Here is a 25,532-nt window from a genome sequence, read left to right as displayed (position 1 = left end):
GTGGCGGAAGCTTGAAGGGCGGCGGCGGGCTGTAGGGGCAATGGTAATTGAAGGGGCAATTGTAATCGGAGAAGCAATTGTAAATGAAGAGAAGCAATTGTAATCGGAATTTTGATTATAATTTTCCAGATCGGGTGCGAAACGCGAATTGTAATCGAAATTTCGATCTTATTTGCCTGGCGCGGACGATTAGTCACGAAATAAGGTTGGAATTGCGATCTTATTTGCCTGAAACGGGCAAATCGAGAAAATTATGATTGAAATTTCGATCATAATGGCTCGGCGTAAGTCGGGGGGCGAATCGGGGGCCAGGGGAATCGGCGCCAATAGGCGCCAATAGGGGGATCGGTGCAAATCAGGGCCAAGGGGGCACGATGTGGATGGAGTCAATAGTGTCGACAAAGACGCTGAGTCAGAAAAAACACAGTTTCGCCAATGCTGCTAGATACCCTAAATACCTGGATGCCGCTCGGAGTTGCTAAGCTGCATTCGTGCTGCCGAACCCGCCAGATTCCGCTAAAAGTTGCTAAAATGGCTAGGTTCCACCGAAGTCGCTAAGTTACCGCCTAAGTTGCTAGACATCGCCAGTACCTAACTAGATACCACGGAGCCGCCAAAACCGCACAGATAGGTGCCGCTCGAAGCTGCTAAGCTGCCTAGATGCCTCCAAAGCCGCTCAAAGCTCAAGATGCCTAGATGTCTCCAAACTCGCTAAGATACCTCTCCGAAGCTGCTAGATACCATCGAAATTGCTAGATGCCTCCAAAGTTCGCCTAGATGTCGCCCAATATACCTCCGAAGCCGCCTCGGTCCCGCTGATGCCGCTGGATGTCAGGAATATATGTGAGAAATCACATAAAACGCCGAGATTCCCTCCAATCCAAGCCGACGAATGTGAAAATTCATATAAATTCGCAAAGGTCCCGAACGATTGGAGCGATTAGCTCGTCTGGGGGGGAGGGGAGGCGAATAGCGCGGCAAAGAAGCCATAAAGAGGGGCCGTCCCGAAGCTCGATGACTTCGGGGACGGCCCCTCATCTCAAGAGAACTGCTCTCGCAGCGAATCGGCGAGAGACTTGACCCGGCCCAGCTCGCGGTTGATCTCGTGCGTCGAGTTCATCTGCTTCTCGGTAATATGGAACAGTTCCTCCATCGAGGCGACGTTCTCTTCCGTCACGGAAGCGATCTGGAGCATCTCGCTGGAGACCCGATCGACCGAACGGCTGGCTTGGAGCAGTTCTCCGTGCACTTCGCGGATGCTCTTCGAGGTCAGCTCGAGGAGAGTGCGCACTTCCTGGAATCCGGCGAACGTCGATTCAGCCTGCGACCGGGCGGCATCGGCGGACTCGAGGCCGGCTTCGAAGCCGATCCGGGCCTCGCGGCTGTCCTCGCTGATGGAGGCGAGGATCGTGCGAATGCGGTCCGTCGACTCGTTGCTTCGGACGGCCAGCTTGCGCACTTCGCTCGCGACGACGGCGAAGCCTTGGCCGTGCTCGCCGGCCCGGGCCGCTTCAATCGCGGCGTTTAAGCCGAGCAGATGAATCTGGCCGGATACTTCCTGAATCGTCGTGACGATCTCTTCGACGTTCTGTGTCGAAGAGATCAACTTCTGCAGCGTGCGGAACGCGACTTCAATCGCGCGCGACGTCCTCTCCGTCTCTTGCGTCAGCCGTTCAATGCTGAGTTGAATCGAGGCGATCGAATCGTCCGAGCGGGCGGAATGCTCGTTCATCTGTTCGGAAGCGGCCGATACTTCCTTAATCGAGAGGGTCGTCTGCTGAATGTCCGTCTCGACGGATCGAATCGACAAGCTCTGATGCTCAAGCGCCGCGGACACCTCCCGGAACGAAGCGATCATCTCTTCGCCGGAGCGAGAGGAGATCTCCGAACGCTCGGAGACGATGGCGGACGACTTCTGGAGCTGATCGGACAAGCTCTGGACGTTGGCGAGCAGCTCCCGGATCTGCTCCTGCTTGCTCCGCCCGTCCGCTTCGAGCTCCTGCTGAATCCGAGTCTTGGAGACGATCTGGTAGGAGGTCGCGACGGATGTCAGGACGAGGAATCCGGCATGAATGACAAGCATAAGGAACGGATACTCCGTCACTCCGAAGACGAGCTCCGGCAGGAAGAAGAAGCCGGCTAGATGGTGGATGGCGAATACCCCGGTCATGGCGGCAATCAGCTTGACGTTGTCATAATAAGCGGTCATCGCGACAACCATGAAGATGGAGAAGTGGAATTCGACCGTTCCGCCCCCTCCGCCGATGATCGAGATGCTGGCGAAGGTGAGGCACAGGATGTTCAATAAGGGAATCAAGGGATGCTCTCTGCGGCTTAGATAGAGGAACCAGGAAATCCCGAGCAGAAGGAGCGGGAGAAGCAGAATCGCGTTCAATTGCCAGGCGGGAGCCGAGGCGGTCATGGCGGAGTGGCCGTGCATCTGCATGGATTGGAACACGTCGAACCGGCGGTGCAGCAGGTGAATGAAGAGGCTCAGCAGGACCGTCCCTGCCGAGAAAATCAGCATGAGTTTGTTTTTCCGATGGAGCATAGGTAGACCTTCCTTGTTTGATCTTGATAGTAAGAAGTCGGTAGTGGAAAGTATACCATATATAAGTTGAACAACTTCTGAAAAAGATCGATAAACAGAGGAATTTGTCGAAAAAATGGTGCTTTCTTATCAGGAGCTTCGCTTCAGAAAACAAGGAATGTCTTTCTCGGCGATTGGCTTGCTCACGTAGTAACCCTGAATCTCGTCGCAGCCGAAGGAGGCAAGGTAGGCAAGCTGCTCCTTGGATTCGACTCCTTCGGCAACAACCCGGAGGTTCAGGCTGTGGGCGAGGTTGATGATCGTAGAGACGATCGAGCGGTCATTCGTCTCGGACAACAGCTCGCGCACGAACGATTGGTCGATCTTCAGGCAGTCGACCGGGAAGCTCTTGAGGTAGCTGAGAGAGCTGTAGCCGGTGCCGAAGTCGTCGATGGAGATGCTGATGCCGAGCTGCTTCAGCTCGCGAAGCGTGGAGAAGGAACGCTCGATATCGAGCGTCATCGATTCGGTAATCTCAAGCTCCAGATTGGACGGGTCCATCCCGGTCTCCAGAAGCGTTCGCTTCACGAAGGGAACAAGCCCCTTGTTCAAGAACTGGCGGCCGGACAGGTTCACCGCAACGCGGAAAGGCGGCAGTCCCTGCTTCTGCCACTGGCTGCTCTGGGCGCAGGCGGTTCGGATAACCCAATCGCCGATCGGCACGATCACTCCCGTCTCCTCGGCGAGCGGGATGAAGTCGGAAGGGGGAATAAGCCCCTTCTTGCCGTGATTCCAGCGCAGGAGAGCTTCGACGCCGACGACCTGGCCGGTAATGGCGCTGATCTGGGGCTGGTAGACGAGGTAGAATTCCTCCCGTTCGAGCGCCTTGCGAAGATCCGTCTCCAGCAGAACGGATTCGCGCAGGTTGTCGTTCATGGCAGGAAGGTAGAAGCGGAGCGTATTCTTGCCCTCGGCCTTGGCCGAGTAGAGCGCCGCTTCGGCATTCTTCATCAGGCTGACCGGGGATTCCCCGTCGGTCGGATACATGGAGATGCCGATGCTCGTAGTCAAGTGAATCTCCGTCTCGCCGAAGAATAGCGGTCTCGCGACGTCCGACAGAAGATGGCCCGCCGCGAGCAGCAGGCTGTCCTTGGAGAGGCCGGGCCGGAACAGAACCGCGAATTCGTCGCCGCCGAGCCTCGAGATCCGGGCCTTGTCCGCGACGCATTCCCGAATGCGGTTGGCGACGGTCTGCAGCAGATGGTCGCCAACGTCATGGCCAAGCGCGTCGTTGATGTTCTTGAAGCGATCCAGATCGAGGAACATGACGGCGAAGGGAAGTCCGTCGCCTTCTGCGTTCGAGATCGCCTGCTGCAGGCTCTTCTCGAACGCGATCCGCCCCGGAAGGCCGCTAAGCGAATCGGAGGCTTCGCCGCGGTTGTTGCGGTCGAGGAGCAGAAGCAAGTGCGCACCGAACAGAGCGGCGGCCGCAATGAGCACAGCGATCATGAGCGGGCGGTCCGCGGCAAGGGGAAGTCCCTTCGCAGGCAAGGAGAAGAAGCTGGCGAGCCAGAGCCCCGTGCCCAGGAGGGCGGAGGCGGCCAGCCAGGACCATGTCCGGCGGGATCTTCGCGAAGCGGCTCTTCTATCGGCGATGGTGAGGGCATAGTTCAAGCAGAATGCCGCGACAAGATAAGACAACAGGATGTAGAAGATCAGATGTGCAGGAGCGATGTCGGCCATTTGGTCACCTATACCGGATTGGTTTACAAAATTCTACAAAATTCTCGGTATTAATATTGTAACTTTATTGGCGAATTTTTCATAGGCCAATTGGACTGTCTTCGGGTTGCCGCCGCAATTAATTATGGGCGGAAGACTGGGCGCCGTTCCGGAACGGAGCGAGGAACGCCTTCGGCATCGGACTCTCGAACCGCATGACTTCCTTCGTGACGGGATGCTCGAAGGCAAGAACGAACGCATGCAGGCCAAGCCGGCCGATCTCCTTGGACTTCGAACGGTACTTCTTGTCGCCGACGATCGGGTGGCCGATGTCTTGCATATGGACGCGGATCTGGTTCTTCCGCCCGGTCTCGAGCCTCACTTCGAGCAGGGAGAAGAGCTTGTTCGACTGCAGCCGCTTGTAGTGCGTCATAGCGTGCTGGCCGTCGCCCGGATAGGGGCTGGAATACATCTTGAGCGTCTTGCTCTCCTTCAGCCAGGAGGAGACGGTCCCTTCCGGACGCTTCACTTCCCCTTCGACGAGGGCGATATAGCTTCGCTCCTTGACCGCTTCCTGCCAGCCGTTCTGAAGCTGCTGCTGTACGGTCTCCGACTTCGCGAACATCATGACGCCGGAGGTGTCGCGGTCGAGGCGATGCACGATGAATACGCGGCCGGCGGGATTGCTCCGCTTGACGTGGTCCGTCAACTGCCGGTAGGCGGTCAGCTCCTTCTCGTGCTCCGTCGCAATAGACAGCAGGCCCGCCTCCTTCTGCACGACGAGCAGGGAATCGTCCTCATGGAGGATGGACAAGCCGACGAGGCGCGGAGTCTCTTCGATTCGCTCCTTGCTCACGGCTACCGTCTGTCCGGGGCGCAGCACATAATTGTAGGCGGTCTGGCGCTCGCCGTCGACCGATACCTGACCGCGGGCGAGCATCGACTTGAGCGAGTTTCTCCCTTCGCCCTTGACTGTCGCGACGAGGAAGGCGAGAAGCTCCTCTTCCTGCTGAACGGGATAGGATTTGGCCGGGGCGGGCGGGCGTCTTCCGGGATTCGCTCCGCTTCCGTTTCTGTTCGGTTTTCTGCTCATGTGGGGTGAACCTCCTGCCGTCTGGCGCAGCTTCGTTATGCTGATTATAGGGCATGGGAGAATAGAATGGAAATTTGATCAAAAATTAAACGAACGATTGGAGAATATAAGTTAAGATAGAGAGGGCGCGCCTGCGCCGAATCAAAGGAGGAGAGAGATGCAGCGGTTAGTCGTGAACCACATCGTCAAGCAGTTCGGCGATCGAACGGCCGTGAACGGTCTGAGCTTCGAGGTCGGCGAAGGGGAAATCTACGGCTTGCTTGGCGCCAACGGGGCGGGCAAGACGACGACAATGAGAATGGTGCTGGGCCTTATTATGCCGGATGCGGGCACGGTCTCGTACTTCGGCAAGTCCTACAGCCGGGAGCTGCTCCCGATTATGGGGTATCTGCCGGAGGAGAGGGGCATGTATCCGAAGATCAAGGTCAGCGAACAGGTGGCCTATCTGGGCCAATTGCGCGGAATGTCCCGCAAGGATGCCGACAGCAGCCTTAAGCGCTGGTTGGAGCGCTTCGATATTCCGGAGCATTACGACAAGAAGATGGAAGAGCTGTCGAAGGGCAATCAGCAGAAAATCCAATTTATCGCGGCGGTTATCCACAGCCCCAAGCTGCTTGTGCTCGACGAGGCGTTCAGCGGACTCGACCCGGTCAATGTGGAGCTGCTGAAGGCGACGGTGAAGGAGCTGCGTGACAAGGGGACAAGCATCCTGTTCTCGACGCACCGGATGGAGCACGTCGAGGAGCTGTGCCGCAACATTACAATCATGCACAAGTCGCGTCCGGTGCTGCAAGGTCCGGTGAAGGAGATCAAGAAGAAGTTCCCGATGGAGCGGGTGCTGCTGGCCGCCGAGCACGAGGTGCAGGGCCTGGACAAGCTGACGGGCGTCACTTCGCTGACGAAGCACGAGCACGGCTACGAGCTGAGGATCACGAGGCCGGAGGTCGCCCAGAGCATCCTTCAGCACGCGCTGGCCCAGGGGCCGGTTCGCCGCTTCGAGCTCATGGAGCCGAGCCTTAACGAGATCTTTATCCGAACGGTAGGTGACCGTCATGAATAACCTGTGGACCGTCATGAGCTTCACGATGAGGACGAAGCTGCGCGGGAAGTCGTTCCTGATCCTGACGATTCTGATCGCGCTGCTGCTGGTCGTCGGCTCGAATCTTCCTTATCTGATCGACAAGATGGCCAAGGGAGGCGGCCCGGTCAAGGTCGGCTACGCCCAGTCGGAGCAGGCGGACCTGGTGACATCGCTGTCCGCCGTTCTCTCCGCTCTGCCGGAGCCCAAGGTCGAGCTCGTGCCGGTCGAGACGCCGGCGGACGAGGCCGGCCGCACGGCGGCGCTGAGGCAGGCGATTGAAGAGAAGATGATCAAAGGCTACTTGCAATTCGTGACGACCGGCGACGCAAGCTTCCCAAGCGTTACCTATCTGTCCAAGAAGCAACTGTCCACGGACGCCTCGCAGCAGCTTCAAGCGTCGCTGCAAGCGGTCAAGACCGATGCCGCGGTGAAGGACGCCAACCTGACGCAGGAGCAGCTTGCCAAGCTCACCGCTCCGATCTCGTTCTCTTCGATCCGTCTCGATGAGCTGGACGGCACCGGCAAGACCCAGGAGGAGCGGGATACGGCGCTATTGCTGACTTACGTCATCCTGATCCTGCTCTTCATGTCCGTCATGGTGTCCGGGCAGATGATTGCCTCGGAGATCACATCGGAGAAGAGCTCGCGCATCATGGAGATTCTCGTAACGAGCGTCGCTCCGCTGCAGCAGTTGTTCGGGCGGGTGCTCGGCACGTTCGTCGTCGCCGTCGTGCAGTTGGTCGTGTTCGTGGGAGTGGCGGTGTTGAACCTGACTCTGCCGCACAACAAAGACAGCTTCCTGTCGCTCGGCATCGACTTCGGCAACGTCGATCCGCTGCTGCTGGTCTTCGCGGTGCTCATGTATCTGGCGGGGTTCTTCCTCTACGCGATGCTGTTCGCCTCGATCGGTTCCCTCGTGAGCCGCACGGAAGACCTCGGCCAGGCGGTTCTGCCGATCACGATGATCACGCTGGCCGGCTTTTACATCGCGATCTTCGGCATGAACAGCCCGGAGAGCAGCTTCATCACGATCTGCTCTTACATTCCGTTCTTCTCGCCGTTCCTGCTGTTCCTGCGCATCGGCCTCGCCGAGCCGGCCTGGTGGGAGATCGCGCTGTCCGTCGGCATCTTGCTCGCGAGCATCCTCGCCATCGGCTGGCTGGCCGCGAAGATCTACCGCACCGGCGTGCTCATGTACGGCAAGCGACCGACGATTGCCGAGCTTAGGCGGGCGATGAAGGCGTACAAGGTTTGATGATCGGGATTTATGCGAAAAACCTCTATGACAACAAGGACAGTTGTCACCCCCTACCATGAAAATTTTCCGTATGCGGCCATCCGCAGTGATGAAAAGCCAACTGCGGAGAGGCAGGAGGAGCGGAGTTAGTAGAGAAACCCGTACAACGACGCTCCGAAGAGGCGGTAGGAGGGGAGGATGTGCGAGAAACCTGTACAACAGTTGGAGAGGGAGATGAGCGGAAAACCCGCCTATCGACTGTTCGTTCCACTTGCCATCCCGCCCGGCATCGCTTCCAACTCCCCAGGCGTCTATTCCCTCTGGCGGCATTAGGTCTCTTCTCCCTTTCGTTCAGGATAAGGAGGTGCAAAGGGAATGGGCTGTCCTAAGACCCAAGGGCATGATCGGCAAGCGGAGGTTCCTGATCCAAGGGGAGAAGAGGCATAAGGGTTCAGAAGGGGGATAGCGACTCTATCCACCATAATATAGAAATAAACTCGCCGACTCGCCAACTCACCAACATGCCGACCGCGTCGGGACGGTGCTAGACGGTGGTGGGACTTTTCTGTCTAAATCCGGTACAGACCGCCATTAGCGAGACTTAATTTTCGTATTAAATCACATTCGTGGAGGGAATTCCGGCTTGAGGTGCTGGATATATGCTAAAAACCTCTAAAACGCCTCGATTGCCTCCCAACCAAGCCGCCTTCTTGAATATCGAACAGAGATAGTTCGGGCTGACGCAGATTAGCTGCGCAGCCTTCTTCTTTGATTGGGCCTGTGGATGTCCATGCGCCCCTCCTCTACCAACGCTCCGTCTCCAGAGAGGAGTACCACTCGTTCACTTCCTCGGTCATCTCCTCGCCCCCCAGCTCGTACCATCTCGTGACGGCGCGGTCGAAGCCGGACACGGGCTCCTGGCCGTAGACGATCTTGAGCATCTCGTCGTGAAGCATCTCGTCGAGCGCGTCTCCGATCTTCTCCATGGTCGGCGTCGGCGCGCCCGTGAAGGCGTCCGTCTTGTAGACGGACGGGTTGCTCTCGACGATTGTCCAGCCCTTCAGCTCCTGCGGCGTGCGCAGCAGCTTGTTCTTGATGTCGTAAGACGTCCGGGCGCCCGCGCCGCCGTTGATGCGGGCGATCGACTCGCTCAGCAGGTTCGGGATCGAAGGGAGAGACAGGCTCAGCAGGTACTTCTGCGGATCGGCGAGTCCTCCGGGCACCTCGTCCTCCCGGAAGGTCGGCTTGCCGTTCGCATAGCCGAAGTCGTAGCCCTCCGCGATGCCCCACGAATAGGGCGAATCGGCGGGCGGATCGATGAAGTTGTCGTAGACGAAGTTCATATAACGGAAGAAAATCTCGGGGTTCTCCATGTCGACGTTGATGGCGATGGCCCCGTATTCCGATGGCGTGCCGCGCGTGCCGGACAAGCCGCCGGGACCGGAAGGAATGGGATAGGCGTCGAAGCTCGCGCCCGGCACGTTCGCGGCCACGTTCCCGAGCGGCCATCCCGCCGCCCACAGCGGAGCCACGATCATGCCGGCCTTGCCTTGCGTCCACGCCTCCGTCGCCTGAAGCTCGTCGACGATCTCGGCATCCTTCGGCACATAGCCGCGTTCCATCCATCGTCTCAGCGTCGTCAAGCCTTCCCGCATGCTCGATTGGACCGAACCGTAGACCAGCCTCCCATTTTCCCCTATGCTCCAGATATCCGGCAACGCCCCATAAGCGCCGAAGACAAAGCCCGCGTCCGACATCCACTTCAAGAACGAGTTCTTGACGCTGAGGCTGAGCCCGTACGTATCGTCCAGACCGTTGCCGTCCGGGTCTCCGCGCACGAACGCGTCCATGACCGCCTCCATCTCCTCGAGGGTGGAGGGCGCCTTAAGGCCGAGCTTGTCGAGCCAGTCCTGCCGGATGTACAGCACCTCGTTCGAGTTCATCTTGCCGTCGAGAATCGGCACGGCCAGCTTCTTGCCGTTGATCGTATACCGGTCCCACGCCTCGGGCGCCTGGGCCATGGCCGCCTTCCACTTGGGCGAGGCGTACCGCTCGAACAGCGGACCGACGTCGCGGAACGCGCCGGAGCGCAGCAGCGGATAGAGGTTCTGGCCGCCCTTGAACGTCACGATGTCGGGAAGCGATTGGCCGGCCGCTATCGACGTGTTCAGCTTATTGATATAGACGTCCTCGTCTCCTGTCGTTGTCCAGAGATAGCTCACCTTGATGCCGAGCTTCTCCTCGAACAGCCGGGTCAGCACGTTGTTCTGCAGATCCTCGCCGTTCTTGAACTTGATGTCCGGATACAGATGCCCCACGGTCGTCAGGACGGCCGTCGGCTCGTATCTCCCTTCGACGAATGCAGGGGATGGCTCTGCGGGCGTCGGCGTCTCTTGCGGGAGATCCGGATTCGCGGTTCGATCCTCCCAGTACACGAAGGAGAAGGCCATCACGACGACGAACAAGACGATCGCGAGCCCGAACAGTCCCGTCTGTTGCAGCCATCTTAATTTTCCCATGCGTCCGCCTCCTCTGCTCATGCTCCCGCCTCCTCCGCTTCTGCGCGCACAATCCTCCATCGCAGAGTCACCTGAAGCCCGCCCAAGGCTCCATTGGCCAGCTCCATCCGGGCGTCCGGGCCGAGCAGCGCGCTCATGCGCTCGTATACATTGTGAAGCGCCCATGCGACATTCGTGTCCGAGCCGCAGCAGATCGCCTGGCGCAGCGCGGCCAGGCGGGCGGGGTCGACGCCGAGGCCGTTGTCCGCCACGCTCAGCACGCAGCAATCTCCATCCGTATGGCCGGCGATCCGAATATCCCCGATTGTGCGCAGCTTCTCGATGCCGTGCAGGATGGCGTTCTCCGCAAGCGGCTGCAGCAGCAATCTCGGCACCCGCAGGTCAAGCAGCCGCTCCTCGACATCGATGGCGAAGACGAAGCGGTCCAACTGCAGGCTCTGGATCGTCAGGTACATCCGCACGAGATCAAGCTCTTCCCGCAGCGTCGTGAACGTGTTCTCGAACTTGATGGACTGCCGGAAGTAGCGGCTGAGGCTCATGGCCATATCGATAACGGCCTGCTTCTCGTCGAGCTCGGCCATGCTCTTGATGAACGCAAGCGAGTTGTACAGGAAGTGGGGCTGAATCTGGGAATGAAGCTGCCGCAGCTTCGCCTCCTTGGAGCGGATCTGCTCCAGGTACACCTTCTCGATAAGCTCCTTGATCTCCCGCGACATCTCGTTAAAGCGGTCGAACAGATAGGCGAACTCGTCGTTGCTCCGCCGACTCAGCGTAATTGCGTATTGGCCGGAGGTGATCTTCTTGACGCCCCAGATCAGCTTGCGGATCGGGATCTGCACGTCGCGGTACAGCAGAAGGGCGAGCAGGAGGCTGAACAGCAGCAGGAAGGCGCTGGAGAAATAATAGAGGCGCTGGTTGGCGTAGATCGGGTTAAGCACCTCGTTGATGGGCGTGTAATCCGCGACGTACCAATCCTTGAAGCTGTCCAGCGCGGAGAAGTTGACGAGGTATTGGTTCCCGTCCAGCTTGATGAGGCGGTTGCCGCTTGTCTGCTCCCCGAACGGAATCTGCCCGACCAGCTCGCGAATGAAGGGCAGCCGCTCCGCATCGCCGGCCAGTATGTCTCCGGCTGCCGAGAACAGCAGGGGGCCGTGCTCGTTCGTTCCCTTGGCGCGTTCCAGGTAATCGAGCACGTTCCTGGTGTCGATTCTGGCCTTGACGACATAGATCACCTCTTCCGGATCGAAGCGGAACGTATACGGATGAGCGAGGTAATACGTCAGATACGCGCCGTCATCGGCTTGCTCGTATTGCCAGAACGGGCGGAAGTGCTTCTCCAGATACAAGTCGCTTGGCCTTGCCGGGGTCAGAGGAGAGAACGAGGCGTCCGGAGCGGCGTAGACGACCGTGAACTCGGCGTTCCAATTGTTCAGGGCGTGAAGCAGGTTCAGCTTGTCCGACACTCTGAGCTTCAGCTTGTTCAGCTCAAAGTCCCCTTCAAGCATGGAAGGGGTCGCGAGCAGCCTCACGTCCTTGTCGAGCACAAGCAGATCGCTGAAGGACGATATCTTCGACAGATTGTTATCGATGTCGCCGGCCAGGAAGCTCAGCTCGTTCAGCTTCACGCGCTGAATCTCCTGCTTGACGAGCCGCACGCCGGAACGGTTGGTCAAGTAGTACAGCAGCAGCGTGGAGGCGAGGAGCAGGCAGATGACCAGAACGATTTTGGCGAAAATCGTAAGCTTCATGAGAGCGTCCCCGTTCAGTCAGGAGGATTGGTGTCGATATTCCAGGGGCGTCAGTCCGTAATGCTCCTTGAACAGCTTGATAAAGTATTGCGGCTTATGATAGCCGATCGCCGCCGCGACGTCGCTGACGGGAAGTCCGGGCTGCTCGACGAGCAGCTCTCCGGCTCGCTGCATGCGCGATCTGTACACATAATCGCTGACGTTCTCGCCCGTCTTGCTCTTGAAGAGGGCGGACAGGTACGCCGGGTGCAAGCCGACGTGATCCGCGGCCGCCTGCAGCGTGGCGTCTGCGAGCCGGTCCGAGATGAATTGCCGAACCTTGCGGATGAGCGCTGCCTGCTCGTCGTTCCATTCGCTCTTGGTCGATTCCCGCAGCCGTTCAAGCGTGCGCTCCACCCACATCTGCAGTTGGCCCATATGGCGGAAGCGGGAGGCATCGTCGGACCCGCCCGGCTCGGACGGGAGAAGGTCGAGCAGGCGAAGCCCGTTCTTGTGGGCGAAAAAAACGAATGAGCTCATCGCGTGATAATAAAGCTCGAGCAGCGTCTCCCGCGACTCCATCCGCTTGTCCGCGACTTCGAGGAAGACGGCGTTCCACTTGGCGGAGATCGCCTCCCACCGGCTGATCTCGAACAGTTGCAGCAGCGTGGGCGACTCGTACAAGCTGTGGACGCGATAGGGCATCTCGGGCACGTTGGCCTCGTGCAGCCGGATGAACAGATCCGTCTCGCCGCCGAGATGCCGGGCGAAGACGGACAGCGAATCGCGGTACGTCCCGCGCAGGCCGAGAGCCATGGCTTGCCAACCGCTCACGACGACCGAGATGCCGCTTCTGAGAAAATGCCGTACGTGATGCTGAAGCTTGGACGCCAGATGCTCGAGGGATTGCTGCCGCGCGCGTTCCGGCTGCGGTTCCTGCGCCAGCCAAGTCTCTTCCCGAGCCTTGAGGATAAACACCTCATGCTCGTACGGATCGCGTCCGTGCCAGACATGGAACAGGTCCGAGAACGTCTCCTCGGCGATATTGACGACGGCCGAAGCGAGCAGCGACTGGTCCTGCCAGTTCAGCTCCCCCGCGGACGACTCGATGCGGAGCAGGCACAGCGCCGTCTCGTCGTTCGGACGGAACGGCAGTTGATAATACGCCAGCTTCTCCTCAAGCAGCGCGGCGGGCAGCTTCTTCCCTTGCAGCAGCTCGACAAGCAGCTTCTCGCGGAAGAGCGGCATATGCTGCCGCAGCATGTTCATCGCCTTCGCCTGCCTGCCCCGCTCGTCCCATTCGAGGCGGAGCGCTTCCGTGAGCCGGCGCAGCATGTCGGCCAGTTCCTCGTGATCGGCCGGCTTGAGCAGATAGCCGTCAACCTGCTGTCTGATCGCTTCCTGCGCGTACTCCCACTCGCCGTAACCGGACAGCAGGATGCTCTTGAAGCGTTTATCGTACTTCCGAACCTGTTCGATCAGTTCAAGGCCGGAGATGCCCGGCATGCGAATATCGGTGATGATGATGTCGACGGGATAGCTCTTGCAGTATTCGAGCGCCTCTTCGCCGGACAGCGCCTTGTGAATCTTGCCGATGCCGAGCGTCTTCCACGGCATATTGCGTTCGAGGCTGTCCACGAGGTGCGAATGGTCGTCGACGATGAGCAGGTCGTACATGCGATACTCCCCCGATCCGGTCCCCGCCCCTTGCCGGTGGCCGGTTGATCGCGCGCGCGCCGCCAGTCCGGACGGCATTCGCTTCTATTATGGAGGCAACGCACTTGCCTGGGAAGCGGATCTTAAGTATGGGGTCCGAATCTTAAGATCGGAGCATGCAGTTGTCGCCAACCTTAAGAATTCGGTTCCCGATCTTAAACATGTGGTGTTTCTTCCCGACGATTCTCTGATCTATGGTTAAGGTACCTTGGGTTCCGGAGAGGTTGACAGAGGCTGAACCCGGGAATAGGCAAGATTGGGAGGATCTCAATGAATCGATTATCCGCAAGCGACAGGAGCAAGGCTTCTTTTAATGTCTTCAATGTTTTCCTTATCTTCTGTATGCTGCTGAGCACGCTGCTGGCGAATGCCGCAAGCGGAGCTTCCGCGAGCGAAGGTTCCGCAAGCCCGGATTCGCCGCGCGTGCCGACGAATCCGTATCCGAGTCCGGCGGCGGACTTGGCGCTGGCCAAGCACGATCTGGCGGCTGGTCCAAGCCCGCTGGACAATCCGCTTAAGGGCTTCGCGCCCTTCTATCCGTGGGAGACGGAGACGTCCTTCCCGCATAGTCTGGAATGGTTCTATGTTCCGCTCAAAGCGGTGATGGACGGCCCGAATTCCTTCACCTTCGATTCCGGCATCGAGCCGATCTTGAACGCGATTGCCGCGAGAGGGAACCAGGCGGCGATCAGAGTTTATCTTGAATATCCGGACAAAGAGGATGCCCTGCCGCAATTTATTCACGACAGCGGCGTCGCGATCCGGCATAACGAGGTCTTTAACCAGGACGAGCCGGACTATGACGATCCGAAGATGGTCGAGTACCTGACCAACTTCATTGCGGCGTTCGGCGCCAGATACGACGGAGACCCGCGGATCGCATACATCCACATGGGCCTCGTCGGTCTGTGGGGGGAGTGGCATACCTACCCGTACGACACGGACACCACTCAGGACAGCTATCCGAACTACATGCCCAACGAGACGACGATCAACACGATTTTCTCCGCATATGACGATGCCTTCGACCAGACCAAGCTGGAGGTCCGCTATCCCGCCCTGGCCAATGCAGGCGATTACGATATCGGCTATCACGACGATTCCTTCGGCTACAAGGAAGGCGACCCGCTGCAGAGCGTGACGCAACCGGAGAGCATGGGCGGAGCCTACTATTCGTTCATGACCCAGATGCTGGATGCGGGCCTTGAGAACAAGTGGATCACGGAGTCCATCGGCGGAGAGGTGCGCCCGGAGATTCAGGGCAGCTTCTTCAGCGGAGGCGCCAACGTCGACAACGCGTTGGACGACATCGAGCTGACTCATGCGACTTGGATGATCAACCAAGGCGGCATCAGCAATTACTCCGCTGCCGACGCGACCGTTGCCGCAGGCGTGAGGAAGATGGGCTACGATCTGCAGGTTCAGAGCGCCTATTATAACGACATTGCCCAAGGGGACCCGCTTAAGGTCGGCGTCTCCATTCAGAACAACGGAGTCGCTCCCTTCGCTTATCCGTGGAAGGTGGAACTGGGCGTGAAGAATGCGTCCGGGAAGCTCGTGAAGCAATGGGACACGTCATGGGACATCACGAAGGTGATGCCGGCGCAGATCCGGACGTATCCGGAGTGGGAGGTTGCCGGGAATCCGACGTACGTCCCGTTCGGAGAACCCTATTATTACGATACGACCATTCCCGCACCGGACCTGAACGACGGCTACTACTACTTGGTGATGAAGGTCGTCAATCCGCTGGAGGAGATCAGCTCCAAGGCGAAGAAGGTCGGATTCGCGAATGCCGATCAGGACTCGGCAGGCTGGCTGAATCTGGGAGCGGTGCGGATCGGGGACTGCGCTTCCTCGTGCGAGGAGCCGCCGACCTCGCCGCCGGCGCCGCCCGTCCGTCTGCTCGTCGACGACTATGACGGCACGCCGGCATGGTCCGGGAGCACTCAGAACGACCTGAACCAATGGACCGGGTCGAGCGGGTTCGCGAACGGGGGCGGCGCCGGGGTTGTCGAGGACGGAGCCTTGGTTCTGCAATACCAGAACATGTCGCGGCTCGAGACGAACATCGGGCGCAACCTTCAAGACACGAACAAGCTGGTCATTCGGGCCAAGGGAGCCGTCGGCGGCGAGGAGAGTCAGCTTAACCTGACGATCGGCGGCGTGACGAGAACGCTCGGCCAATTCAGCGGAGATACGATTACGACAAGCTACAAGGATATCGTGATCGACCTGTCGGCGAACGGAGTGGACTTGTCGCAGACGATCTGGAGCCTTGCGATCTTCCAAGCCGTGTGGGGGACGACCGGCACCGTTTATATCGACGAGATTTATTTTACGGATCGGTATGAAGCGGACGAGGAGTCGGGAACGGGATCAGGCTCGGGCTCCGGGTCAGGTTCGGGATCGGGTTCGGGTTCCGGGTCAGGTTCGGGATCGGGGTCGGATGCGCCGGGGCTCATCGAAGACTTCGAGTCCTATGCGGACGATGCGGCCATCGCCCAGGCGTGGACGGAGGCGTGGTCCGACAAGCCGGGCTCGGTTGCGAGAACGCTCGGCCAAGCGAGCGGAAGCAAGGGCTTGAAGCTGTCGGTGGCCATTGCGGATTCGGATTGGTCGAACGTCCTCTATTCCATTCCCTCGGACAAGAGGGATTGGTCCGGGTTCGACGGCTTAAGCTTCTGGGTGAACAACACGGCCAGCGACAACAAGGACTTCAGCTTAAACGTCGCGCTTGAGACTTCGGCCTCCAGAGGCGAGTTCGGATTGCGGGAAGGCGGATCGGCGATGACTCTGGCGGCGGACGGAAGCTGGGAGCCGGAAGCGTTCAACGGAGGCTCGCTTGCCGTTCCGGCAGGCTTCCAAGGCGTCGTAGCCATTCCTTGGGATCAATTCGTGCAATCCGCTTGGCAATGCGACGGCGTTCAGGCGGATTGTGCGGCGGCGCTGGAGCTCGGCGAGGTCAATGGGCTGCAGTTCGGCTTCCCGCCGGCGGGTTATCCGAACAACGTCGTCACGATCGACGACATCACGCTCTATCGGGCGGACCGCATTCTGGACGACTTCGAATCCTACGCGGACGATGCCGCTCTGCAGAACACGTGGCGGATCGATTGGGAGTCCGGAGAGCCCTCCACGCTTCGCACGATCGACAAGACGAACGTCTCGGACGGCAGCCAGGCGATGAAGCTCTCGGTGTCCCCTCCTTCGGGGAAGCCGATCGCCGATTGGGTTAACATCAAGCGCACGGCGTTCACCGGTACGGATACGGATTGGACCGCCTTCGACGGGCTTACCTTCTGGGTGAACAACGATTCGCCGAGCAGCAAGAGCATGGACCTGAACGTCGCGATCGTCACCGACGCCACGAAGGGCGAGTTCTCCTTGAAGGCGGGAGGAGAGGTGGTCTTCTATCAAGCGGCCGACGGCTGGAAGCCGACTGTTCTCGGCGGCGGTTCGCTGTCGATCGCGGCGGGGTATCACGGCGTGATTCGAATCCCGTGGAGCGCGTTCGCCCAATCCGAATGGCAGGGCTGCGGCGCTTGCGACGCTTCGCTCGAGCTGAGCAACGTGCTGCAGATTCAATTCGGATTCGGTCCTGTCAATCAAGCCGACAACGTTCTCAGCATCGACCGCCTGGGATTGTACGCATTGGCGGGTCGAACAAGCGGATCGGGCGGGGGACCCTCTGAGCCGGAACCGGTTGATCGGCCGAGCCCGCCGGCCTGGGCGACGGCGGAAGGAACGCATGAGCTGGAATACCGCCAGGCTCCGGTCGACAATCCGCTGAAGGGCTTCCTGCCGTTCTACGACGCCTCCGAGGAAGCCTACTTCAAGGAAGGCGACGATTGGCGAGATCGGCCGACGCAGCTCCCGTACAGTTTGGAGTTCTTCTACTTGCCGCTGAGCAAGCTGATGAACAACCTTGACGACTTCGATTGGACGGAGCTGGATAAGCGGCTGGCGGCGGTAGCGTCCAGGGGCAACCAGGCCGTGTTCCGGGTGTACCTGGACTATCCGAACAAGCCGTCGGGAATTCCGCAATTCCTTCTCGACGAAGGGCTGAACACATACGATTACGACGAGTACGACAACGGCAAGGACGCGACGAGCGTAGCGCCCGATTACAACGATGAGCGGCTGCTCGGCGCATTGGACAACTTCATCGGCGCGCTCGGAGCGCGTTATGACGGAGACCCCCGGATCGGCTTCATCATGATCGGATTAATCGGCTTCTGGGGAGAGTGGCACACGTATCCTTATGACGGGAACATCCAATCGCCGAACCTGATGCCGACCGACGCCAACCTGAAGCGGGTTCTTGCCGATATGGACGATGCCTTCGACCGCACGCAGCTTGTGCTTCGATATCCGATGGACAACAGCACGTTGACGACCCGGAATTTCGATGTCGGCTACCATGACGACTCCTTCGCCTTCCAGACGCTCCCGCCAAGCTTGGGGGGACAGAGCTGGCACTTCTGGGGTCGCGTGAAGGACGCGGGGGCGACCGAGTTCTGGAAGACGAACAGCATGGGCGGAGAGATGCGGCCGGAGATTCAGTTGAAGATGTGGAACAACGATCCGCCCAAGTACAATGAACCGTCGGCGCCTATCGAGGGAGCCCAGGGCGAGGATTACTACACCAGCCTCGAATTGACCCACGCGTCCTGGTTGATCGCCCAAGGGGTGTTCCAGACGCCGTTGGAAGCCGCACCGTTGGCAAGGGCGACGGAAGGCTCCCGCGATCTGGGCTATGAATATTACGTGCCCGCCTCCTATCTGGAAGCTTCCGACGGCAGCCTGAAGGTAGGCATAGAGTTGGAAAATAAAGGTGTAGCACCGTTCTACTACAGTTGGAAAGTCGAGCTTGCCGCCCAGTCGGACAGCGGCATCGTGAACATATGGGAGCCGGATTGGGATCTGAAGGGCGTGCTTCCGAATACGAACGGATACGACGGCAATCAGCTGTTCGAATCGACGTCCAATCCGGAGCTGAGCAACGGAAGCTATCGCATTCTGATGCGTTACGTCAATCCGCTGGAGCAGATTAATGCGGACGCCAAGAAGTTCAGCTTCGCCAACGCCGAGCAGAGCGGGGACGGGTGGCTGGCTCTGGGCAGCGTGACCGTCTCCAATAGCGCCGCCGAGGCCCCGGCGAGGGTTGCGGGTCTGACGACGAACACGCCTGATCGGATCGCACTGGCACCGGGCGCAAGCCTTCAGGCGGAGGCGGCGGTCACGCCTGCGAACGCCGCCAATAAGAGAATTGTGTGGTCTTCCGCAGATGCGGACGTGGCTTACGTGTCCGCCTCGGGGCTGATCACGGCCGTTGGAGCCGGCAGCACCGTGATTACGGCGAAGTCCTCCGACGGCAATATCGAGAAGCAATTCCAGCTGACCGTCTCGTCGGATTCCGGTTCGGGTTCGAACCCGAACCCGTCTGCCGGCGGTTCGACGACAGCTCCTGCGACAGCGGCGTTTGAACCGACGGATAGCGGAGTCAAGCTGGCGGCCTCCGCCGTCAAGACGGTTCGGACGACGAACGGGAACGGCCAGGCCGTGACGGAAGCCGCAGTGGATGCGGCGAGTCTGAAGGCGGCGTTCGCTTATCTGGCGGAAGGGTCGTCCGCCTCGCATTCGGTAACGATCGATCTGCGGGAGGAGGGCGGCAGCGTCAAGGCGACGATTCCGGCATCCGCGCTTGTTGAAGCGGGGACGGAATTGCCGGACGCCGCGATCGTCATCCTGACAGAGAACGGAAGCTATACGCTCCCTCTGCATGCGTTAGACTTGGCGGGGCTGGCGAAGAGGCTTGGCGTCGAAGCGGATGAACTGGTCTTGACTGTCGCGGTGAGCGAAGTCGCGGGCAGCCAGGCGGATCGAATCGCCGTGCGGGCAAGCCAGGAGGGACTGAAGCTGCTCGCCCCTTCACTGGATTACGGAGTCTTCGCCCAGGCCAACGGACAGACGATCGAGGTAACCGACTTCGGCGGCACCTATGTCGAACGATCGATCACCCTCTCCGGCCGCGTCGATCCGGCACAAGCAACCGCTGTCCGGTTTAACCCGGACACGGGCGAGTTCTATTTTGTCCCGGCTGTCTTCCAACCTGACGGAGACGATACGACCGTCACGATGAAGCGGAACGGGAACAGCATCTACACGGTGGTCGCGAGCGGCAGATCGTTCGCCGACATCCAGGGGCATTGGGCGCGGAAGGAGATCGAGCTGCTGGCTGCCAAACGAATTGTTAACGGGACTGCGGTGAACAGCTTCTCGCCGGACCAACCGATTACGCGCGCGGAGTTCGCCGCACTTGTCGTTCGTTCCCTCGGATTGGATTCTTCGGGAACGGGGACCTCCTTCAGCGATGTGACCGAGGACGACTGGTTCGCGGAAGCGATCGCGACGGCGGTCGACGCAGGGATCGTTAAAGGGTATCCGGACGGCTCGTTCCATCCGAACGAAGCCATCACCCGCGAACAGATGGCCGTGATCATATCCGGAGCCATGAGCTACGCAAAGCAATCGATTCAGGTGGCGGATAAACAAGACGAGATTGTTGGGGCATACGCGGATGCAAGCTCTGTCGGCGCTTGGGCGAAAGGGCCGTTGGCCGAATTGCTGACCGCTCGGATCGTCCAAGGCAAATCGGACACGCAGCTCGATCCCGGAGCCAACGCAAGCCGCGCCGAAGCCGTCGTCATGCTCGGACGCTTCCTGCAATTCGTTCAATTTATTAACGGAATTTAGCAGGGGATACAACGACAGTATACGAAATGATCCTTCTAACGAACAGGCTCTTCGGCCGATAATGTTAAGAGGGGGGCCGAGTGGCATCCCCTCCATGGATGAAGAGAAGCTCGAATAGGAGATCAAGCGGACATGACGACACCATCGATGAAGCTAAGCGTACTGGACCTGGTGCCGGTACTTGAGAATAAAGACGATTCCCACGCGCTTGCGCGGGCGGCCGAGCTGGCGGAGGCGGCGGAGCGGTGGGGGTACGAGCGGTACTGGGTCGCAGAGCATCACGACATGAAGCATCTGGCCTGCCCGGCACCGGACGTGCTGCTCGCCCATATCGGGGCGCGCACGGAGCGCATTCGGCTTGGCTCGGGCGCGCTGCTGCTGCCGCATTACAGTCCGCTGCGGGTAGCGGAGTCGTTCCGGATGCTGGCCGGCCTGTACCCGGGGCGGATCGACCTTGGCCTCGGACGGGCTCCGGGCGGTCATGCCCACGCCAGCATGGCGCTCAGCGGCAACTTCCTCGACAATGTCGGCAAGGTGCCGAAGAAGCTGAGCGAACTGACGGCGCTGCTGCAGGATCGCTATCACTATGAGGGCGTGAAGGTTGGCGCGAGGCCGAATCCGCCGGAGCAGCCCGAGGTGTGGATGCTCGGCACGAACAAGAAGAGCGCGGAATACGCGGCCGTCTACGGGCTTGGCTATGTGTTCGGCCTGTTCATGAGCGAATCGGACGGAGCGCCGATCCTGAAGTCGTACCGGGATGCGTTCATGCCCTCGCCGCTGCGCAAGGAAGCCGGAGCGATCGTTGCGATCGGCGTCGTCTGCGCGGAGACGGAGGAGGAGGCGCAGCGCGAAGCCGAGAGGAGCGCGGCTTTCTTCCGGCAGGGAGGCCCCCCTTCCGACGGGGAGGAGGAGGGCGGGCCGGACCGGCCGCGCCGGCTCCTCGTGGGCACGCCGGCTCCGCTGCTTGATCGGCTGGAGGAGATGGCGTCCGCCTACGGAGTGAGCGAGTTCATGATCATGACGATGGGCTCGGACTACGCGAAGCGGCTGCGCTCGTACGAGCTGCTCGCCCGGGAATGGCGGGAGCGGGAGGCGAGTCGGCGGGGCGAGCGAAGCTGAGCGGGCTTAGCGGCAATAGAGATGAGAACGCGTTAGCATGCGATGGAGTGCAACAGGAAGCTTCGGCCGAGCGCCGGGGCTTTTTTTTCGTGTTTTTTGGTTGCGATCGATGCGGTTGGTGTGTTGGTGCAATTGGTGCGATTGGCTTGCGAGTGGCGCTCAGGCGGCGGATTTTATATGAAAAATCACATTCATCGCCCGCGGAATCGGGTGATTTGGATGGTTTTATGTGAAAAACCGCATATATCGACCAATTTCTGTGCGGAAATGCGGTATATATGCGAAAAATCACATTCATTGCTCGAATCCGGCCAGTAGGCGGGGAGATGAATGTGAAAAACCACATATATTCCGGTTCGCGAGCGGAAGAGGGCGGGGATTGCCGGGGGCCGGGGAGAGAATCAACGAAACAGGGTGTCGGGACGGGAGGGAATACGGGAATGAGGGGATACGGGAATGAGGGAACGACGCGACAACGAAACGATGGATCGAGAGGGGGCGACGAAGAGAGAGCAGTTGGGCAGCGCACATGGACGGACTTCGGAGGAGAAACGATCAAGAGAGTAACCAGACTGCCCACAGAAGCAACGTGCGGCACAGCTTCGTCGAAGAGAGTAGTTTGGATGCGCACATGCAGAAGGGAGAAGGGAGAAGGGAGCGTGGGAAGGATAGTAGATAGTAGAGAAGAGAGGATTAGAGCCCGGCGGCGGTCAGAGAGCGGCGATGGTCGATGCGCGGCGATAGGTTAGGGCGGCTCGGCGCCGCGAGCAGGCGGAACAGGCAACAGGCCAACGTGAGACCGAAGGAGATGATCGGTAAGGGGAGGTTCCTGAGTCGAGGGGAGAAGAGGCATAAGCGTCCAGAAGGGGGGGAGGACCTCTTGCTTCGACCATAATATGGAAAATTTCTCGCGAGGAGGAGGAGGAGGAGGAGGAGGAGGAGAGATAACGTTCGGCGGGATGAGAAAGTTCGAACCTGACAACATCCCTCGTGTTTAAGGGTTTGAGGGGGCGCCGTGTCGATGCTTGGGGGCGTTTATGGTCGGCCGCTGGGGCGGGCAGAATTTTTTGTGTTTTCTTTTGTATTCTTCGCTTGAAATATCCAATTACAAAGTATATATTACACTTGTAAGTATACGTAAATTGTTTAATGTATATTTAGAATTCTTCTTGAGAGCGGTTGCACGAAGGGGGCGAAGGGGGTTTTGCCCGAGAGCTTGCCATGGCGCGGGTCAGGTGTTCGCATGAATCGTTCACGCTTCGCTTCGCAATCCATCTTCAAAATCCATCGATGGAGGAGGAACATGATGAAGACAGCAAGCCGTTGGTTTATGGCATTGCTTATCTTGACCGTTCTGGTGCCGTTCACGGCGCCGGGAACCCCGAGGTCGGCTTCGGCGGCCGTACTGGCGACGGATATCGGCAGCTTCGAGACGGGGACCGACAATTGGCAATGGGGCAGCAACGTGACGGGGCTCTCCCACGCAACGAGCAGCGTCAACACGCCGGGGACGGCTTACGCAGGCAACCGGATGGGCGAATTGACGAGCTCGGCGGCTGCCGGGACGTCGTGGAGGTCGATCTACAAGGAATTCTCTGCCGGGTTGAACGTCGCGGCGAGTCCTTACTTCCACGGCGCCTTCAATACGTACGGCATCAATTCCAGCCATACGCAGTTCCAGGTGCGGATTACGTTCTACAGCAATTCGCAGACGCTGGTCTCGACCCAGAGCATCGCCGGCGATCAATGGAACGAGCTCAGCGTCGACTTGAGCGATTGGAGCTACCGCACCAGCATCACCAAGATCGAGGTCGCGTTCCGGTCGGTCACGTATTCGTCCGCCTGGACGGCAAGGCATCAGCTTGACAATGTGGGCTTCTCCGCCTATCCGGCTTCCTATTCGGGCGCGATCTCCCAGGTAACGGCGGATGCGACCCAGATCGGCGTCCAAGGGACGTATGCGACGACGTCCGCCGTCCAACTGGATCTGATCGAGCTTCAGCCCTATGAAGAATACAACATCGCGGCAACCTATACGGCCCAAGCGACACAGAGCGTCACGCCGAGCGGCGGAACCGCCAGCTTCTCCCTTGGCGCGGCCCGTTACGCCTCCTCGCGAGACAAGGTGTACTCCAAGTTCGCCGTCATCGACCATACAACGAAGAAGCTGATCGCCAGGCCTGCGTATGTCACCCAAGTGACCAATGCTGCCAACACGTATGCTTTTCCGACTGCGTCTTCCATCAAGGGGCTTCAGGTGCAGAACGTGGACGACGCTCAGAAGCTCGGGATCGGCCATGCGGCGCTGAACGTGGCGTTCAATGAGCTCTTCCTCGAGAGTGCGACTGGGGCGATTCCGTTCGCGATGGACGGGACGACCTACTACTTCGATCAGAGCGCCGTCACCAAGCTGGATAACGACATCAAGACGCTGTCCGACAACGGTGTCGTCGTCACGCTTATTCTGATTCTCTATAACGACACGGGGACGATCAATTCGCTGCTTCGCCATCCCGATTATTCCGGGCACGGGACGGTCGTTGCCTTCAATGCGACGAATGCGGACGGCATTCGCTACTGGAAGGCCGGCGTCGAGTTCCTCGCCAGTCGATACACCAGAAGCGACGAGCAGTACGGCAGGGCGGTCAACTACATCGTCGGCAACGAGGTGAATTCGCCGTATTACTGGTACGACATGGGCGACAAGCCGCTGCAGAGCTTCGTGGAGCAATACGCCAGAGCTTACCGCATTGCGGAGACGGCCGTGAAGAAGTATTACTCGAACGGGCGGACGTATATCTCGCTCGATCACTTCTGGAACGGCAGCATCGGCACAGATGCGCTCAAGACGTATAAGGGCAAGGCGCTGCTGGACGAATTCAATCGCCAGATCGCCGCGGAAGGCAATATTCCCTGGAACATCGCCTACCACCCTTATCCGGAGGATCTGTTCGACCCGACGATCTGGAACGACACGACGGTCACCGACAACGCGAACACCGTGCGCATCAACTTCAAGAATCTGCAGGTGCTGACCGGTTATATCGGGGCTTCCGACTATCTCTACAACGGCAGCAAGCGCCGGATCATTCTGTCCGAGCAAGGGTTCCACTCGCTGAGCAACTCCTTGGCCGACCAGAAGACGCAGGCTGCGGCTTACGCCTATTCCTATTACAAAGCCAAGTTCCTGGGAGGCATCGATTCCTTCATCCTGCACCGGCATGTCGACCACGGCGACGAGGGAGGGCTGAATCTCGGGCTCTGGACGCGGGATACGACCAAGTCGTTCCCGGCCGCTCCCAAGGATAAGAAGTATATCTACGATGTGTTCCGCAAGATCGATACAAGCGAGTCGGCCGCCGTGACGGACTTCGCGAAGAGCATCATCGGCATTGCAGACTGGGCGTCCGTCATTCCGAATTACGACGCGTCGCAGCTTGCGGACCGCACGCCTCCGGCAGCCGGGAGCCTGACCTCCGTTACGGCCATCTCGCCGACGGCGAACGTATCCGGCTTCGAGACGTCGGCGGACGGTTGGGTCATCTCGGAATACTCGCAATCGGCGAGCGTCGTGTCCGGCTTCCTGAACAATCCGGGAACCGCTTACGCAGGGTCCAAGGCGCTGGAGGTCAATGTCTACAACTCGTCGACGGGCGACTCGGAAGGCGGAGCAAGAGCGGAGAAAGGAATCACGAAGACGTTCGCCACTCCGATCAACGCAACCGCAACGCCCAAATTCCAGTTCGCCATCGATTCCTACGGAGGCGCTCCCGGGGCGACCGAGTACAACGTGACCGTGCGGATCTACAGCGGCGCGAATATCATCGAAGGCACCGCGCAGATGACGCCGGATACCTGGAATGCGTTCTCGATGGATATCGGCGGTTGGGCCTACAAGAGCAGCATCGACAAGATCAAAATATGGTTCAGCGCGAATTCGACGGCTCTGTGGAACGCCAGGTATCAAGTCGACCAGATCGGCTTCGGCGCCTGATCCAACGCGGTTGCGGAAGCCGGAATCGAACAATT

Annotated in this window: 11 protein-coding genes; 5 read left to right on the top strand and 6 right to left on the bottom strand. The window is 59.4% G+C overall.

Going from position 1 to position 25,532, the window contains the following annotated elements:
* Positions 1-1,039 precede the first annotated feature (1,039 nt).
* The 3 genes from E6C55_RS14895 to E6C55_RS14885 form a co-directional block, all read right to left on the bottom strand.
* Complete coding sequence (locus E6C55_RS14895; protein ID WP_136370601.1) at positions 1,040-2,551, bottom strand: methyl-accepting chemotaxis protein; 1,512 nt, start codon at positions 2,549-2,551, stop codon at positions 1,040-1,042.
* Positions 2,552-2,680: 129 nt separating this feature from the next.
* Positions 2,681-4,273 (bottom strand): putative bifunctional diguanylate cyclase/phosphodiesterase, encoded by a 1,593-nt coding sequence (locus E6C55_RS14890; RefSeq protein ID WP_136370600.1) that lies wholly within the window; start codon positions 4,271-4,273, stop codon positions 2,681-2,683.
* A 118-nt stretch (positions 4,274-4,391) separates the two neighbouring features.
* Positions 4,392-5,345: an RluA family pseudouridine synthase gene (locus tag E6C55_RS14885; protein WP_136370599.1), complete on the bottom strand. Its 954-nt coding sequence runs from the start codon at positions 5,343-5,345 to the stop codon at positions 4,392-4,394.
* 157 nt (positions 5,346-5,502) lie between these two features.
* Here E6C55_RS14885 and E6C55_RS14880 point away from each other — a divergent pair, with 157 nt between their 5' ends.
* Complete coding sequence (locus E6C55_RS14880) at positions 5,503-6,405, top strand: ABC transporter ATP-binding protein (protein ID WP_136370598.1); 903 nt, start codon at positions 5,503-5,505, stop codon at positions 6,403-6,405.
* Positions 6,398-7,681: an ABC transporter permease gene (locus E6C55_RS14875; protein ID WP_136370597.1), complete on the top strand. Its 1,284-nt coding sequence runs from the start codon at positions 6,398-6,400 to the stop codon at positions 7,679-7,681. The genes E6C55_RS14880 and E6C55_RS14875 overlap by 8 nt, the downstream gene beginning before the upstream one ends.
* A 785-nt stretch (positions 7,682-8,466) precedes the next feature.
* Here E6C55_RS14875 and E6C55_RS14870 read toward each other — a convergent pair.
* The 3 genes from E6C55_RS14870 to E6C55_RS14860 are packed head-to-tail and all read right to left on the bottom strand — an operon-like array spanning position 8,467 to position 13,586.
* Positions 8,467-10,182 carry an extracellular solute-binding protein gene (locus E6C55_RS14870; protein ID WP_168735653.1) on the bottom strand — a complete coding sequence of 572 codons (1,716 nt, stop codon included), beginning with the start codon at positions 10,180-10,182 and terminating at the stop codon, positions 8,467-8,469.
* A gap of 17 nt (positions 10,183-10,199) precedes the next feature.
* Positions 10,200-11,930, bottom strand: a complete 1,731-nt coding sequence (locus tag E6C55_RS14865) for a sensor histidine kinase (protein WP_136370595.1) — start codon at positions 11,928-11,930, stop codon at positions 10,200-10,202.
* A gap of 18 nt (positions 11,931-11,948) precedes the next feature.
* The gene (locus tag E6C55_RS14860; protein WP_168735652.1) at positions 11,949-13,586 is read right to left on the bottom strand and encodes a response regulator; all 1,638 of its coding nucleotides are present in this window, start codon (positions 13,584-13,586) and stop codon (positions 11,949-11,951) included.
* A gap of 309 nt (positions 13,587-13,895) precedes the next feature.
* Between E6C55_RS14860 and E6C55_RS14855 the strand changes: the two genes are divergently transcribed.
* The 3 genes from E6C55_RS14855 to E6C55_RS14845 all read left to right on the top strand — a co-directional run bounded on the left by E6C55_RS14855 (position 13,896) and on the right by E6C55_RS14845 (position 25,497).
* Positions 13,896-20,384, top strand: a complete 6,489-nt coding sequence (locus E6C55_RS14855; RefSeq protein ID WP_136370593.1) for an S-layer homology domain-containing protein — start codon at positions 13,896-13,898, stop codon at positions 20,382-20,384.
* Positions 20,385-20,516: 132 nt separating this feature from the next.
* The gene (locus E6C55_RS14850; protein WP_136370592.1) at positions 20,517-21,503 is read left to right on the top strand and encodes an MsnO8 family LLM class oxidoreductase; all 987 of its coding nucleotides are present in this window, start codon (positions 20,517-20,519) and stop codon (positions 21,501-21,503) included.
* A 1,303-nt stretch (positions 21,504-22,806) separates the two neighbouring features.
* Positions 22,807-25,497 carry a DUF5722 domain-containing protein gene (locus tag E6C55_RS14845; RefSeq protein WP_136370591.1) on the top strand — a complete coding sequence of 897 codons (2,691 nt, stop codon included), beginning with the start codon at positions 22,807-22,809 and terminating at the stop codon, positions 25,495-25,497.
* The last annotated feature ends 35 nt before the right edge of the window (positions 25,498-25,532 follow it).

It is taken from the genome of Cohnella fermenti (assembly GCF_004801405.1).
Taxonomy (GTDB): Bacteria; Bacillota; Bacilli; order Paenibacillales; family Paenibacillaceae; genus Cohnella; species Cohnella fermenti.
Note: the sequence above shows the minus strand (reverse complement) of the source record. Positions and strands in the feature narration are given on the sequence as shown.